At 71.1% G+C, this 14,121-nt stretch carries 14 protein-coding genes and 1 pseudogene; 6 read left to right on the plus strand and 9 right to left on the minus strand.

Annotated features, from left to right (window positions below; genetic code table 11):
- Window positions 1-132, plus strand: a pseudogene (locus ACYVC6_RS15695) (IS30 family transposase); the annotation flags it as partial.
- Between the two features lie 139 nt (window positions 133-271).
- On the opposite strand, the gene ACYVC6_RS15700 reads toward ACYVC6_RS15695, so the two are convergent.
- Entirely contained in the window at window positions 272-1,510 is a 1,239-nt protein-coding gene (locus tag ACYVC6_RS15700; protein ID WP_460715352.1) for a DUF222 domain-containing protein, read from the minus strand.
- 137 nt (window positions 1,511-1,647) lie between these two features.
- Between ACYVC6_RS15700 and ACYVC6_RS15705 the strand changes: the two genes are divergently transcribed.
- The 3 genes from ACYVC6_RS15705 to ACYVC6_RS15715 are packed head-to-tail and all read left to right on the plus strand — an operon-like array spanning window position 1,648 to window position 3,739.
- Window positions 1,648-2,400, plus strand: a complete 753-nt coding sequence (locus ACYVC6_RS15705) for a siderophore-interacting protein (protein ID WP_460715353.1) — start codon at window positions 1,648-1,650, stop codon at window positions 2,398-2,400.
- On the plus strand, window positions 2,397-3,317 hold the full coding sequence (gene era / locus ACYVC6_RS15710; protein WP_460715355.1) for a GTPase Era: 921 nt from the start codon (window positions 2,397-2,399) through the stop codon (window positions 3,315-3,317). The genes ACYVC6_RS15705 and era overlap by 4 nt, the downstream gene beginning before the upstream one ends.
- Window positions 3,317-3,739, plus strand: coding sequence for a nuclear transport factor 2 family protein (locus tag ACYVC6_RS15715; protein WP_460715356.1), 423 nt, complete (start codon window positions 3,317-3,319; stop codon window positions 3,737-3,739). The genes era and ACYVC6_RS15715 overlap by 1 nt, the downstream gene beginning before the upstream one ends.
- Here the strand turns inward: ACYVC6_RS15715 and ACYVC6_RS15720 are convergent.
- From ACYVC6_RS15720 to ACYVC6_RS15740, 5 genes are all read right to left on the minus strand, one after another.
- A complete protein-coding gene (locus tag ACYVC6_RS15720) occupies window positions 3,723-4,619 on the minus strand; it encodes an oxidoreductase (protein WP_460715357.1) in 897 nt (298 codons plus the stop codon). The two genes, ACYVC6_RS15715 and ACYVC6_RS15720, sit on opposite strands and share 17 nt — an antisense overlap.
- Complete coding sequence (locus ACYVC6_RS15725) at window positions 4,616-5,023, minus strand: NUDIX hydrolase (protein ID WP_460715358.1); 408 nt, start codon at window positions 5,021-5,023, stop codon at window positions 4,616-4,618. The genes ACYVC6_RS15720 and ACYVC6_RS15725 overlap by 4 nt, the downstream gene beginning before the upstream one ends.
- Window positions 5,020-5,898 (minus strand): septum formation family protein, encoded by an 879-nt coding sequence (locus ACYVC6_RS15730; protein WP_460715359.1) that lies wholly within the window; start codon window positions 5,896-5,898, stop codon window positions 5,020-5,022. Before ACYVC6_RS15730 ends, ACYVC6_RS15725 begins: the two co-directional genes overlap by 4 nt.
- Entirely contained in the window at window positions 5,895-6,698 is an 804-nt protein-coding gene (locus ACYVC6_RS15735) for a septum formation family protein (RefSeq protein WP_460715360.1), read from the minus strand. Before ACYVC6_RS15735 ends, ACYVC6_RS15730 begins: the two co-directional genes overlap by 4 nt.
- Before the next feature lie 97 nt (window positions 6,699-6,795).
- Window positions 6,796-7,281, minus strand: a complete 486-nt coding sequence (locus ACYVC6_RS15740; protein ID WP_460715361.1) for a flavodoxin family protein — start codon at window positions 7,279-7,281, stop codon at window positions 6,796-6,798.
- A gap of 19 nt (window positions 7,282-7,300) precedes the next feature.
- Here ACYVC6_RS15740 and ACYVC6_RS15745 point away from each other — a divergent pair, with 19 nt between their 5' ends.
- The gene (locus ACYVC6_RS15745) at window positions 7,301-8,326 is read left to right on the plus strand and encodes a nitronate monooxygenase (RefSeq protein WP_460715362.1); all 1,026 of its coding nucleotides are present in this window, start codon (window positions 7,301-7,303) and stop codon (window positions 8,324-8,326) included.
- Between the two features lie 2 nt (window positions 8,327-8,328).
- Here ACYVC6_RS15745 and ACYVC6_RS15750 read toward each other — a convergent pair whose 3' ends face one another.
- Both ACYVC6_RS15750 and ACYVC6_RS15755 read right to left on the minus strand, forming a co-directional pair.
- Complete coding sequence (locus tag ACYVC6_RS15750; RefSeq protein ID WP_460715363.1) at window positions 8,329-8,475, minus strand: hypothetical protein; 147 nt, start codon at window positions 8,473-8,475, stop codon at window positions 8,329-8,331.
- 12 nt (window positions 8,476-8,487) lie between these two features.
- On the minus strand, window positions 8,488-9,291 hold the full coding sequence (locus ACYVC6_RS15755; RefSeq protein ID WP_460715364.1) for a hypothetical protein: 804 nt from the start codon (window positions 9,289-9,291) through the stop codon (window positions 8,488-8,490).
- Window positions 9,292-9,479: 188 nt separating this feature from the next.
- Here ACYVC6_RS15755 and leuA point away from each other — a divergent pair, with 188 nt between their 5' ends.
- Window positions 9,480-11,195, plus strand: coding sequence for a 2-isopropylmalate synthase (gene leuA, locus ACYVC6_RS15760; RefSeq protein ID WP_460715365.1), 1,716 nt, complete (start codon window positions 9,480-9,482; stop codon window positions 11,193-11,195).
- Between the two features lie 6 nt (window positions 11,196-11,201).
- Here the strand turns inward: leuA and ACYVC6_RS15765 are convergent, their stop codons facing one another.
- Window positions 11,202-14,036: a PAS domain S-box protein gene (locus ACYVC6_RS15765; protein WP_460715366.1), complete on the minus strand. Its 2,835-nt coding sequence runs from the start codon at window positions 14,034-14,036 to the stop codon at window positions 11,202-11,204.
- Between the last annotated feature and the right edge of the window lie 85 nt (window positions 14,037-14,121).

Genomic DNA, 14,121 nt, shown 5'->3' on the forward strand with positions numbered 1-14,121 from the left:
CCACGACGGCTCGACTTCCGGACGCTGACCCAAGACGACCTCGATGCCATCGCACTCGAGCTCAACGACCGTCCTCGACAGACCCTCGGTTTCAAGACACCATCACAAGCACTAGCCGAGGTGTTGCGTTAACCGCCTGAGCCCGCACCGCATAGCGTGCGCTCGGAGACGCACGCTCCTGCCGCGGAGCGGCCGTCCGCTCATCAACGGAGCGGCCGTCCGCTCCTGCCGCGGATCGACCGTCCAGTTGTCGCGCGGCGACTTCGTCGGCCTAAGTGCGACGGGTGAAGCGGACCCTGCCGTTGGGCAGGCGATGGTGTGTGTAGCGGGGATCGTGGACGAGGCGGTGGGCTGGTGGGCAGAGCATCCAGCCGTCGCGATTGGTCTCACCTCCCTTCGACCACTCGTCCGGGTGGTGCATCTGTGTGTACGCGGGCGGGCAGTCGTGCCCCTCGGCGACACAGCCGCCCTGCTCGATGGTGGCCACGATGCGTTGCGCCTTCGAGTGCAGGCGCTTCGACCTGCCGAGGTCGAGGACCTCGCTCTTGCCGCCCAGGACAGCGGGGATGATGCCGGCCCCGCACGCGATGCGGCGGGCGGTGCCGGGTGACATGAGCTCGCCGGTGTCGAGCTTGGCGGCCTTGAGGCCACCCATCAGCGTCTCGTAGGGCATGAGGACCACGACGGTGGCGTTGAGACCGCCGGCGTCGGGGAGCTTGTCGGTGGGGTAGCGACGGACGTACTCGGCGAACGCCTCGCCAAGCCGTTCCGCGGTCGGCTTGCGCTCGCCCAGCGGCCCCTTGGCGGCGCGGTGCTTCGGCGCGGAGAGCGCGAACATCGCCTTCTTGAAGCAGGCGCCGGAGTAGCCGTCGAGGTCGAACTTGCCGCGGACCCGGCCGTCCGGGGTGTCCCAGACGTACAGCCGGTTCGCCTCCTCGTCCTCGGCGGCCGACCTGGCCAGCTGCTTGGCGAGATGGGCGTCCGCCACCTCGGGTGCGACGTACTCGAGGACTGCTTGACCCAGAGCGGTCAGTGCCTTGGCGTCGTGCTCCGCCGCGTGCTCGATCAGGAACGATTCGGCCTTCGTCGTGAGCTCGGGGTCGAGGTCGGCGGGCAGCTTGTCGAGGCTGTGGAGGATCGCCTCGGCCTGCTCGACCTGCAGCGCGCCGTCGCTCAACGCCTTGTCAGTCAGCGGGTGTGCCTCGAGGCCCTCGGCCAGGTAGGCACGCCGGTGCCCGGTTCGCCAGTTGACCCGGCTGGTCCGGGCGTCCCACGCCGCGACCGAGCGAGCGCCGATGTCGCCGGCCAGATCCAGGGTCTTGGCCCGCAGCAGCACCCGCGACCGCAACGCGGCGGCCTGCGCCTCCAGCGCGTCCGCCTCCGCCAGTGCCAGGTTGACCTCCGGTCCGGCCATCGACCAGACCGGGGCGTCGTGCACCTCGGCCAGCGCGCCGCGCGCAGCCGCCAGCGCCGCGATCACACGGTGCGGGTGCTGGGTCACGGCCGTCATGGCTCCAGCACACCCGCCACCACGGACACCCGCCGACACCCCTGTGGAGAACGCGCACAACGGGCGGGCTGTGGACACGAAGTGGCCGGCGCCCCTGCCAATGTGTGGGGGATCGCCTCCCTGACTACGGTTGAGCGGTGAGCACGAGGGCCCGGCAGTACGACGCGCAGGTGCTGCGCCGCGAGCAGCTCTCGCCGCACCTGGTCCGGCTGACGCTCGAGATCGACGGATTGGTCTCGACCGGGGTGCCGGACGAGTGGGTCGGACTGGTCGTGCCCGGACAATTCCAGGTGCGCTACTACACGGTGCGCTCGTACGACGGGCGCGAGCTCGTCGTCGACGTGGTCGTGCACGATGTCGGGCTGGTCACCGAGTGGGCGTCCGGCGACTGCCTCGGCGACCGGGTCGTGGTCACCGAGCCGAAGGGGTCCTTCGAGCTGCCAGACGACGCCGAGTGGCTGATGCTCGTCGGCGACCTGACCGCGCTCCCGGCAATCGCGAGGATCGCCGAGACCGTCGACCTGCCGACCCGCATCTGGGCGCAGGTCCCCGACGCCGAGCTGCACGAGGGCTACCTACCCGGTCGCGCTGAGGTGACCTGGCTCGACGAAGGGGCGGCGCTCGCCGACGTCGTGTCCGGGCTCGGCTGGCCGGGCACCCCGGGCTACTTCTGGATGGCGGGGGAGTCCGCCGACATGCGGGCGATCCGCAAGCACCTGATGCGCGAGCGGAAGCTGGCGGCGCCGGCGTACGACGTGATGGGCTACTGGCGAAGCGCCGCCCAGCGGCAGCCCCGCGCCGTCGACCCGGGTCCGATCTACCGTTCCGGCAAGGCGCGAGGATTGTCGGACGCGCAGATCTGGGCCGAGTTCGACGAGGCGCAGGCATGAGCGAGGCCCACCGTTCCGGCTTCGCGTCCTTCGTGGGCCGCCCCAACGCGGGCAAGTCGACGCTCACCAACGCGCTCGTCGGCTCCAAGGTCGCGATCACCTCCGACAAGCCGCAGACCACCCGCACCGTCATCCGCGGGATCGTGCACCGCCCCGACGCGCAGCTGGTCCTGGTGGACACCCCCGGTCTGCACCGGCCGCGGACGCTGCTGGGGGAGCGGCTCAACGACCTGGTCCGCACGACCTGGGCCGAGGTCGACGTCGTCGCGGTCTGTTTCCCGGCCAACGAGAAGATCGGTCCCGGTGACCGGTTCATCGTCAGTGAGCTGGCCAAGGTGCGCCGGACGACCAAGGTCGCCGTGGCCACCAAGACCGACCTCGCCGCCCCCGAGCGGATCGGCGCCCACCTGCTGGACATCGCCGCGCTGGGCACCGAGACCCACACCGACTGGGCGGAGATCGTGCCGGTGTCCGCGGTCAGCGGTGACCAGGTGCAGCTCCTCGCGGACCTGCTGGTCCGACTGCTGCCCGAAGGACCGCCGCTCTACCCCGAGGGTGACCTGACCGACTCCCCGGAGGAGACGCTGGTCGCCGAGCTCATCCGGGAGGCAGCCCTCGAAGGCGTCCGTGACGAGCTGCCGCACTCGATCGCGGTCGTCGTCGAGGAGATGCGCCCGCGCGAGGGACGGCCGGCCGACAGGCCGCTGCTCGACATCCACGCCAACCTCTACCTCGAGCGCGACTCCCAGAAGGGCATCATCATCGGCCACAAGGGATCGCGGCTGCGCGACGTCGGCACCCGCGCCCGCGCCCAGATCGAGGCGCTGCTCGGCACCCCGGTCTACCTCGACCTGCACGTCAAGATCGCCAAGGACTGGCAGCGGGACCCGCGCCAGCTCAGGAAGCTGGGGTTCTGATGACCACCGACACCCGAGACATGCCCGAGACGATCGCTGCCTGGCACCGGGTCGTGGAGGCTGCGGACCCCACGCTGCTAGACGCGCTGCTCGCCGACGACTGCGTGTTCCGTTCGCCCGCGGTGCACACCCCGCAGGAGGGCAAGCAGGTCACCACGGCCTACCTCAGCGCCGCTATGGTCGTGCTCGGGCCGACGCTGAGCTACCGCCGCGAGTGGTACGCCGACGACTCGGCCGTTCTCCAGTTCGCAGCCGAGCTCGACGGGCCCAACGGTAAGAGGATCAGCGTCGACGGCATCGACATGATCACCTGGGGCGAGGACGGCCGGATCACCGAGTTCGCGGTGATGGTGCGACCGGTCAAGGCTCTGCACAAGCTCATGGAGCTGATGGCGGCCGAGCTGTTCAGAGATCGAGGCTGACGCCCGCCTCGTCGAGGCTCTTGTCCCACAGCCGCGCCGCGAGGGCGTCGTCCTGTGCGTAGCGGCTGAGCCTCGCCGGACCGACCGGTCCGCGCCACTCACGCATCCCGGTCGAGCCGGTGTAGGAACCGGGCTCGGCCTCGGTGGCGGCGTACATGACCGGCCGGGCGCCGGCCAGGGCGGACTGGAGGATGATCCTGGTCCAGATGGGGGCGGTCCAGCGGATCGGTGCGATCGCGCCCAGCCCGTCCCGGCTGCTGATCAGACCGGTGGCGGCGACGCCGGGATGGGCGGCAGTCGCGGTGAGCCGGGAGCCCGCCGCGGTCGCCCGGCGCTGGAGCTCGCGCGCGAACAGGAGGTTGGCGAGCTTGGTGTTGCCGTAGGAGGCCTGCGGGTTGTAGCCCTGCCGAGGGTTGGCCTCGAGGACCGACTCGTTGCCGGCGTGGTGCGCGATGGATGTGACGGCGACGACCCGCGGCGCCGGTGCCTCGAGCAACCTCGGCAGCAACCGCGCCGTGAGCGCCACGTGGCCGAGGTGGTTGGTGCCGTACTGCAGCTCGAAGCCGTCCTCGGTCTCGCGGTAGCGCGGCGGTGCCATCACGCCCGCGTTGTTGATGAGCAGGTCGACGGGCCCCTCGACGGACTCGGCGAACCGTCGCACCGACGCCAGGGAGGCCAGGTCGAGCTCGGCGACCTGCGTAGACCCGGAGATCCGCGCCGCCGCCTCCGCCCCGGCAGCGGTGCTGCGGCAGGCCAGCACGACCCGGGCGCCGTGGGCGGCGAGCTGCTCGGCGGTGTGGAACCCGATCCCCGAGTTGGCGCCCGTCACCACCACGGTCTTGCCGGACAGGTCGAGCAGGTCCTTCTCCGTCCAGCTCACGTCGCGAGGCTATCCGGGGTCTCGAGCGCGGGAAGGACGTGGTCGAGCAGCAGCGGGGCGAGGTCGGGGGACCGCTGGCCCAGGGGGTGCCAGCGCAGCTCCTCGATCTCCCCGAGGGGCGCGGGATCGGGCTGACCGGTGGGCGCGCGGAAGACCGTCGACCTGACCAGGGCGTCCGGCTCGTTGGCGGCGACGGAGGTCCAGTCCCCCAGCTCGACGAGCTCGTTCGCCGCCAGCCTCAGCCCGATCTCCTCGGCGGCCTCGCGCACCGCGCACTCGACCGGGGTCTCGCCGGGCTCGAGCTTGCCGCCGGGCAGCATGAACCGGCTCGTCCCGCGCTTGCGAACGGTGAGCAGCGCCCCGTCACGCAGCACGCACACCGAGGCGGTGACGAAGACGGTCACGCGGCATCGGCGTCGTCGGCGCTGTCGTCAGCGGTGTCGTCCGCTGCCGGGGTGTCGGGTGCCCAGCAGCGGCCGTAGTCCTGGCCGGCCGCCCACTGCTCGGCCGTGGGCCACTCGTAGCCCCACTCGTAGTCGAGCGCGTCCTGCGCCACCTCTCGCCCGGCGTCCTCACACGGCTCCTGCCCGGCCGCGCGGACCCGCTTCTCCCCCGGGTAGGCCTTGCCGGGCAGGTCGACCGCGCGGATCGCCCGCCAGCTGTGGTCCTCCCGGCACAGGACCCGCTCGAAGTCCGGGTCGTCTGGGGCGGCCGTCCCGCACATGCCGTAGGTATCCAGGCCCGCAGGGTCCGCCAGGGCGTTCTCCAGCGAACCGCGGACCCGGGCCAGCTGGTCGTCCCCGGCCACGGCGACGACGTCACAGCGATACCAGTTGGCCCCGGCGTCCGACTGCTCGAGGCTCGGTGTGAACCAGACCGCTCGCAGCATGGTCAGGCGCAGTGCCGCGTCCGTCGTGCCCAGGAACGCCGCCAGCCTGCGCGGGCAGGCCTTCGCGACCTGGTCCTGGACGCGGTCGGAGTCCACCGCGACGAGGTGGCCCGCGACCACCGTGCGGAGCTGGCCCACGGCGTAGGTCTGGCCGGTGTGCGGGGCCTTGCAGCTGACGATCCGGTCGCTGTCGGTCGGGGCGAGCGCCTCGTCGAAGCTGAGCCGGCGGCACTCCAGCCGTTTCGGCCGGGGTGGCGGGGGTGCGGCGATGGGTGGAGCCGGTGTCGTCGGGGTGGCCGACGGTGTCGTGGCGGCCTTCGGGGCGTCGTTGCCCGAGCAGCCCGTCACGCCGAAGGCGGCGAGGAGGATCAGGACGAGGGTCCGGCTCACGCCGAGGTCTTCGCCCAGCAGACCGAACGGCGGTTGCCGGCCTTCCACTCGGCCTCGTGGAACCACGTGTAGCCGAAGTCGTACTCGGGCGGGTAGCCGAGCCACGCCCCCACCGAGTCCGAGCAGTAGTCACGCGTGGTCACCTCGACGAGGCGGTCTCCGGGGTAGGGGTCCTCGGGCTGGCCGAGCTTGATCGTGGTGACGGCGCGCCAGATGTGCGGTTCGGTGCAGGGGATCTTGGGGGCCGACTGCACCGAGTCGCCGTTGACGCAGACCAGCCACTTGTCCTTCGGCTTGCCCTCCAGCAGTCCGCGCGCCGTCCTGGGCAGCTCGACGAACCGCTTGCTCTGCTCGCCACCCCCGACGACGTCACAGCGGTACCAGCGGGCGCCCTTGTCCCAGGCCTTCTCCGAGGGGCGGAACCACGCCCAGCTCACGACCGTGCGCATCACCAGGCTCTCGTCGGCACCGAGGAACGTCTCGAACTGCTCGCCGCACGTCTCGTACGCGAAGGCTCCGAGCTCGGCGGAGTCGTAGTCGACGTCGTGCAGGTCGGCCGGCAGGTCCCCGACCGCGAACGTCTCCGCGGTGTGCCGTTCCTCGCAGTCGACGGTCTTGGTGGCGTTGCTGCGCTGGTGGACGTCCTCGGGCGTGAGCACCCGGCAGACCCCGAGCTCCGGCGGCTCCATCGTGTCGACCTGTCCCGGGTCGGCGTCGCCGCCGGGGTCCTCCCCGCACCCCGCCAGGGTGATGAGGACGACGGTGACGAGGGACGCGAGGCGTACGCCGCGAGCGCGCACGTCACCCTCCCCTCTCCGGACCCGTCGAGCGTTGGCGAGCCTACCGGCGTACCGGAGCCGACCGGACCCGGTCGAGATGACCCGGAGTCGCTTCGGGTCAGTCGGTCAGGAGCGCGGCGACCGTTGCGCCGAGCTCGTACGCCGCGGCCCGGTGCTCCTCGGTCACCTCACCCAGCACCTCGAGCACGGGGGCCGCCTGCGTCCAGGGGAGCGCCCGGACGATCGACTCCACCGAGCGGACCGCCCCCGCCGTGTCGTACCGGCCGTGCACCCACAGCCCGAACGGCCGACGCCCGCCGCTGCCGCCTGCGGCCGAGCCGTCGTCGCTCAACGCTCCGCCGGCCTCGAGGAAGACGGAGTCGAAGAAGTGCTTGAGAGCGCCGCTCATGTAACCGAAGTTGGCGGTCGTCCCGAGCAGGAACCCGTCGGCCGCGAGCACGTCCGCCGCGGACGCCTCGAGGGCCGGGCGCACGACGACGTCGACGCCCTCGATCGCGTCGTCGTGGGCGCCCGCCACGACCGCGTCGGTCAACGCCCGGACGCTGTTCGTGGGGGAGTGGTGGACGACGAGCAGCTGTGCCATGCCTGTCAGGCTAGGAGTCGTGGAGGGTCGCGTCCTGGAACGGCTCGGCTGCCGGGCCCCGGTGCTGGCCGCGCCCATGGCGGGCGGGCCGACGACGCCGGCGCTCGTGCGGGCCGCCGCCGGGGTGGGCTCCGGCGGGTTCCTCGCCGGCGGCTACCGGGCTGCCGAGGACCTGGCGACCCTCATCGACGAGGTGCGCGCGGACACCGCCGCCTACGGCGTCAACCTGTTCGCGCCCAACCCTGTGCCGGTCGATCCCGACGCCTACCGTGCCTACCGCGACCGGCTGTTGCCACTCGCGGAGCAGTACGCCGTCGACCTCCCGAGCTCGCCGATCGAGGACGACGACGCCTGGCACGCCAAGGTCGACCTCCTGGCGACGGTCGGGCCGCCGGTGGTGTCGTTCACCTTCGGCATCCCAGGTCGCTCGGAACTCGACCGGCTCCACCGGGCCGGGAGCCTGCTCGTCCAGACGGTCACCTCGCCGGACGAGGCCGGGCAGGCCGCTGCCGCCGGCCTCGACGCGCTCGTGGTCCAGTCACCGGACGCGGGGGGTCACTGGGGCACCCTGACGCCGGCCGCACCGCCGGCGCGGCTCGGACTTCCGGCGCTGGTCACGGCGGTCCGGGCAGCGGTCGACCTGCCGCTGCTGGCCGCGGGCGGGATCGCCGGCCCCCATGATGTCCGCGCGGCACTGGCTGCGGGTGCCGAGGCGGTGGCGGTCGGCTCCCTGCTGCTGCTCGCGCCTGAGGCCGGCACCAACGCCGCCCACCGCGCCGGCCTCGGCGGCCCCGACCGGGGGGTTCCGGTCACCACCGCGGCGTTCAGCGGCCGTCCGGCCGGCGCTCTGCGCAACGCGTTCGTGGCGGCGTACGACGGGCTGGCGCCGCTGGGCTACCCGGCGCTGCACCATCTGACGGCCCCGATCCGCCGCGCTGCGGCCGCCGCCGGCGATCCCGAGCACGTCAACCTCTGGGCCGGCACCGGCCATCGCAGCGCGGTGGCCCGGCCGGTCGGGGACATCCTGGAGGGGCTGGTCCCCTAGGCCTAGGTGGCCATCATCAGGATCATGTCGCGGTCGTAGGTCCGGCCGTCGTGCTGCTCGGTGAGGTGTGCGTTGGTGAGCTCGACGAGCTCGTCCTCGTCCTTGCCGACGATCGTCTCGCCGCAGGGGCACTGGATCCGGGTCTTCACGACGTCACTGTCTCACCCGACGGGCGACGGCGGGTAGGTCGAGCCGTCGAGCAGCTCGCGGTCGCCCAGCGGCTCCTGGAGGGGCAGTGGCCGGCTGACAGTCGGGTTGCCCGGACAGGTCTGGCCCCCCTGGGGAGGCGTCGAGGTCCAGTAGACGGTGACCGACTCGTCGGTCTCCACCACGTACGGGTCGTGCAGGAACGGCGACGGGTCGCGTGCGCTGGTGCAGGTTCGCTCGTTCAGGTCGAGCATCGGCTCGGTCGACGTGCGATCGACGCCTGCTCCGTGCAGCTCGACCCAGGTCTGCCCGGGACGGAGTACGGCAGCGAGGTGGCAGTTGCCGCCGCCGGTCCACACCCATCCGTCGCCTCGACGCTCGATCCCCATCACGAACGCTCCGTCGACCGGTCCGTGCTCGGTCCAGGTGTCGAGGCCCAGCGTGTAGACATCGCCGTCGATCTCCAGGAGACGCCACGGCGTGTGCTCGGCGCCCTTCGTCAGGGACGACAGCTCCAGCTCTCCCGCGTACTTCGGGTTCGCCAGCAGCTCCCTGAAGATCTCGATCATCTCCGATTGCGAGAAGGGGCTCTCGATGCCGGACGTCATGATCGACGGTGACCAACCGTCACCTCCGCCGCAGCTCACCTGGATCTCGCCGTCCCTCTCCACGAAGGGCGCGTCGGAATCCGCGGAGTCGATCTGGGCGGTGGCCGGGTCCTCGGCGACCGAGGGGCCTGGCTCTTCCCCGCAGCCGGCGATCACCAGGGCGAACACGAAGGCGAGCGAGACGACGGCGGCGCGCAGCAGCATGCTCATGGGACGGACCGTGGACCTCTCGGGGTTCCGGTGGGCTAAGGTGGTGCCGCCATGATGCGCGAGTTCCTCCTCCTTCGCCGCCGCAGCGAGGTCTGAGCCAGAGCCGGACCCCCTCGCTGCGGAGTGAGTGTGCGCGACCGGCCTTCTCGACAGCCCGTCCCGGGCAACTCACAGAGGACACCGCATTCATGAGGATCCCGCCCCAGCAGCCCAGCCCGATGCCGTTCGGGCGCTACGCGCCGTTCCCGCCGATCGACCTGCCCGACCGCACCTGGCCCGACAAGGTCATCACGCAGGCCCCGCGCTGGCTCTCCACCGACCTGCGCGACGGCAACCAGGCGCTCATCGACCCGATGAGCCCGGCCCGCAAGATGACGATGTTCGACCTCCTGGTCAAGATGGGCTACAAGGAGATCGAGGTCGGCTTCCCGGCCGCCAGCGAGACCGACTTCGCCTTCGTCCGTCAGCTCGTCGAGAGCGACCGGATCCCCGACGACGTCACGATCTCGGTGCTGACCCAGGCCCGTGAGGACCTGATCGAGCGCAGCGTGCAGTCCCTGGTCGGCGTACGCCGGGCCAACATCCACCTCTACAACGCGCTCGCCCCGCTGTTCAGGCGCGTGGTCTTCCGGGCCAGCAACGACGAGATCAAGGACATCGCGACCCGCGGCACCGAGATCGTGCTGAAGAACATCGAGAGCTATCTCGACCCCACAGTGATCGGCTACGAATACAGCCCCGAGATCTTCACCTCGACCGAGCTGCCGTTCTCGCTCGAGGTGTGCGAGGCGGTCTCCGACGTCTGGCAGCCCGAGGACGGCCGCGAGATCATCCTCAACCTGCCCGCCACCGTCGAGGTCGCGACGCCCAACGTCTACGCCGACCAGATCGAGTGGTTCGGGCGCCAGCTCACCCGGCGCGCCAACACGGTGATCAGCCTCCACCCGCACAACGACCGCGGGACCGCCGTCGCCGCGACCGAGCTCGCGATGATGGCCGGAGCGGACCGCGTCGAGGGTTGCCTGTTCGGCCACGGCGAGCGCACCGGCAACGTCTGCCTGGTCACCCTGGCGATGAACCTGTTCAGCCAGGGCATCGACCCGCAGGTCGACATCTCCGACATCGACGAGGTACGCCGCACCGTCGAGTACTGCACCCAGCTGCCCGTCCACCCCCGCCACCCCTACGCCGGCGACCTGGTCTACACAGCGTTCTCCGGCTCCCACCAGGACGCGATCAAGAAGGGCCTGGAGGACCTCGACCGGCGGGCCGCAGAGCAGGGCATCCCCGTCTCGGAGATGCCGTGGGAGGCGCCCTACCTGCCGATCGACCCCAAGGACGTCGGCCGCTCGTACGAGGCCGTCATCCGGGTCAACAGCCAGTCCGGCAAGGGCGGTGTCGCCTACCTGCTCAAGGCCGAGCACAAGCTCGACCTGCCGCGCCGGGCCCAGATCGAGTTCAGCCGGGTCATCCAGGAGCGCACCGACGCCGAGGGCGGCGAGATGACCGCCGACGAGATCTGGGGCGTCTTCAGGGCCGAGTACCTCGACCGCGAGACCCCGCTCCGGCTCAACTCGGTGCACACCTCGTCGGCCGCGGGGGAGAAGGACGCCCTCGACGTCAACGTCTATGTCGACGGTGAGGTCCGGACCCTGCACGGCGAGGGCAACGGCCCGATCGCGGCGTTCGTCACGGCGATCAACGGGCTCGAGCACAACTTCGACGTGCGGGTCCTCGACTACGCCGAGCACGCGCTCAGCTCGGGCGGCGACGCCCTCGCGGCGGCGTACGTCGAGTGCCTGGTGCACGACACCGTCTACTGGGGCGTGGGCATCGACGCCAACATCGTCACGGCGTCGCTCAAGGCGGTCATCTCGGCGGTCAACAGGGCTAGCGGGACGTAGGCCCAGCTACGCCGAGTGGGTGAGCCGCTCCGACCTCGCCAGCGGGATCCGCACGGTGAAGGTCGAGCCCTGCAGGTGGGCGGAGTCGACCTCGATCCGGCCGCCGTGACCCTGGACGATCGCGGCGACGATCGACAGGCCGAGGCCGGTGCCCTGGATCTGCCGGTGCTGCGCGGTCGAGGCCCGGAAGAAGCGCTGGAAGAGGTCGTGCTGCTCGTCGACGGGGATGCCGATGCCGGTGTCGCTGACCTTCAGCACCGCCTCACCGTTCTCCGCGGTCAGCAGGAGCTCCACCTCCCCGTCGTCCTCGGTGAACTTCACGGCATTGCTGAGCAGGTTGATCATCACCCGCTCCAGCTGGGTGCGGTCGCCGGTGACCCTGATCGGGCGGCCCGGTGACTGGATGTTGAGCGCGAGCCGGCGACCCTTGAGCAGCGGGCGCACGGCGTCCTCGACCGGGCGCAGTGTCTCCACGAGGTCGACCGGGTCGTGCCTCCACTGCACATTGTCCGAGTCGAGCCCGCTCAACATCAGCAGGTCGTTGATCATCGAGATCAGGCGCTTGCCGTTGCGGTCGATCGTGTCCAGCAGCGGCACCTGACCGGGCAGCGGCTCGGCCACCTCGCCGTCGCGCAGCATCTCGACGTAGCCGACGATGCTGGTCACCGGCGTCCGCAGCTCGTGCGACACCGTGGACACGAACTCGTTCTTGGCCTGGTCCAGCGCACGCAGGCGCTCGACCGCGGTCCGCTCCTTCTCCAGGGCGGCGACCAGCATCTCCTGGCTGTGTCGCTGCTCGGTGATGTCGCGGGCGACGCAGAGATAGCCGCTGCGCGCCGCGATGTCGTCCTCGGAGACGCTCAAGGTCATCGAGACGAGCTGGTCGGCGCCGTCCTTGTTGACCCAGGTCCAGTCCCGCGCCTTGGTCTCCCCGTCGTGGCCGAGCCCGCGCACCAGGATCGCGAACGCCTCCTCGGGACTGTCCGCGCCGGTGCGCTCGAGCAGCTCGCTCGACTTGAGCAGGTCCACGAACGGCGTTCCGACCAGCTCGTGCCGGTCGTAGCCGAGCAGGTGCTCGGTACCGGAGTTGACCACGCTGATCCGCCCCCCGGTGTCGACACCGACCAGGGCGGTGGTGAACGAGGCCTCCATCAGGTGGTTGACCAGGCCCGCCGTTGCGCGCTCCGCGGTGACGTCGATGCCGGTCATCACGGCGAACGCCGCCTTCCCGTGCTCGTCGTGGACGATGTTGGTGTTCCAGACGATCCGCAGCTTCTCGCCGGACCTGGTCAGGGCGTCCGACTCGCGGGCGACCGGCACGCCGGACCGGTTGGGCCACATGAGCAGGGCCTCGATGTCGTCGGCATCGGCCGGTACCAGCCCCAGCTCCCACACCGGTCGCCCGATGAGGTGGCTGGCGGGGTAGCCGGTGATCTCGCTCGTCGCCTGGTTGACGCGGACGACCGTGCCGTCCAGGTCGGTCATCATGATGATGCAGGCTGTCGTGTCCAGCGTGGTGCTGGTGAGCCGCTCGGCGATCTCCAGGGAGCGCCGGGCCTCGTGCTCCGAGGTGACGTCGAGAAGCTGCGCCGCGAGCAGCGGCTCGTCGGAGTCCTCGGAGAGCCGGGAGAGCGCCAGCGTCACGTGCCCGGCACGGCTCCCGCGTAGGGCGACTTCTGCCTGCCAGCCGTCGCTGCGGCCCGCGATGGTGTCCGCGAGCGCCTCGGCGAAGTCCTCGTCGAAGTCGACCAGGTCGAGGAGGGAGGCGTCGACGAGGTGTTCGCGATCGCCGCCCAGGATGTGGATCGCGGTGTCGTTGAGGTCGACGATGCGGATGTCGAGCCCATTCTCGCCGTCGTCGGCCGGGTCCTCGGCGGGGACCTCCTCGACGGCCAGGAAGACCATCCCGACGAGTGACTCGGTGAAGTTGCGGCGGAAGAGCTGCTCGTCGGCGCGCACCCGGCTGAGCAGCAGCTGCGACTGCAGAGCGGTCACGGCCAGGGGGAGGGTGATCACCGCCGTGCAGAGGAGGAAGAGCTGGGCCGCGGCTCCGGCGGCGAGGACGTCGTAGGAGCCACCGGAGGTTGCGGACGCGAACGGGCCACGACCGTCGGCGGTGAGCAGCGAGACGATGATCGCGAAGCTCGCGAGCTCGAGCGACAGCACCCGGATGCCCAGCCTCAGCGCGCCCCAGGTGAGCGCCACCAGTGGTGGCAGGGCGATGATCAGCGTCCCGGTCGGCCAGAAGATCGCCAGCGTCAGGGCGACCAGCGCCAGGAGCTGAGCCAGGTGCTCTACCGACCATCGGCTGAACGGCTGTCCGATCAGCAGCGTCACCGGCAGCAACGTGACCAGGGCCGCCGCGTGCGAAGCCGCCGTGGACCGCAGCGTCGGCAGGAAGGCACCGGTGCCGGCCAGGTCAACAACCGTCGCGGCGATCAGCCCGATCACGGCGGCAGCTGCCGCGGCGGTGATGAGCAGTCGGAGCACGTCGTCCTGGCCCACCAGGCGTGGTGCTCGCCTCAGCCCGGCGGTGAGGATCAGGCCCGCGACGACCGCCTCGGTGGTGTTGGCCAGGCCGAAGCCGAGGCTCACCTCGAGCGCGCGCCCTCCGGTGAGGTTCGTGGCCACGCTGACGAGGAACACCGCAGGCACCAGGACGAACCAGTGTCGCCGGGGTGCGAGTGCGAGCAGCGAGACGGTGAAGGCCGCGGCCGGCCAGAACGTGGCGACGGGCGATTCCGCGGGAGCGAACAGCACGGCGCCCACGCCGGCGGCGTAGGCACCGAGGAGCAGGGTGAGGGAGAGTGCCCAGCTCCTCCTGGGGTCGGGGGAGGCCACGTACCCCAGTGTCGGGCAGGCTGGGGGTGGGCGGAGGCACTTCCGTCACACTGGTGCGACGAATTCTCTCCGCGGGCGGGCGTCC

This window comes from Nocardioides dilutus, assembly GCF_054779555.1.

What these genes read in the sequence shown, in the direction of transcription:
- ACYVC6_RS15755 (WP_460715364.1), bottom strand. Translation starts at nt 9,291, where the DNA reads ATGAGCATGCTGCTGCGCGCCGCCGTCGTCTCGCTCGCCTTCGTGTTC.
- leuA (WP_460715365.1), top strand. Translation starts at nt 9,480, where the DNA reads ATGAGGATCCCGCCCCAGCAGCCCAGCCCGATGCCGTTCGGGCGCTAC.
- era (WP_460715355.1), top strand. Translation starts at nt 2,397, where the DNA reads ATGAGCGAGGCCCACCGTTCCGGCTTCGCGTCCTTCGTGGGCCGCCCC.
- ACYVC6_RS15740 (WP_460715361.1), bottom strand. Translation starts at nt 7,281, where the DNA reads ATGGCACAGCTGCTCGTCGTCCACCACTCCCCCACGAACAGCGTCCGG.
- ACYVC6_RS15715 (WP_460715356.1), top strand. Translation starts at nt 3,317, where the DNA reads ATGACCACCGACACCCGAGACATGCCCGAGACGATCGCTGCCTGGCAC.
- ACYVC6_RS15700 (WP_460715352.1), bottom strand. Translation starts at nt 1,510, where the DNA reads ATGACGGCCGTGACCCAGCACCCGCACCGTGTGATCGCGGCGCTGGCG.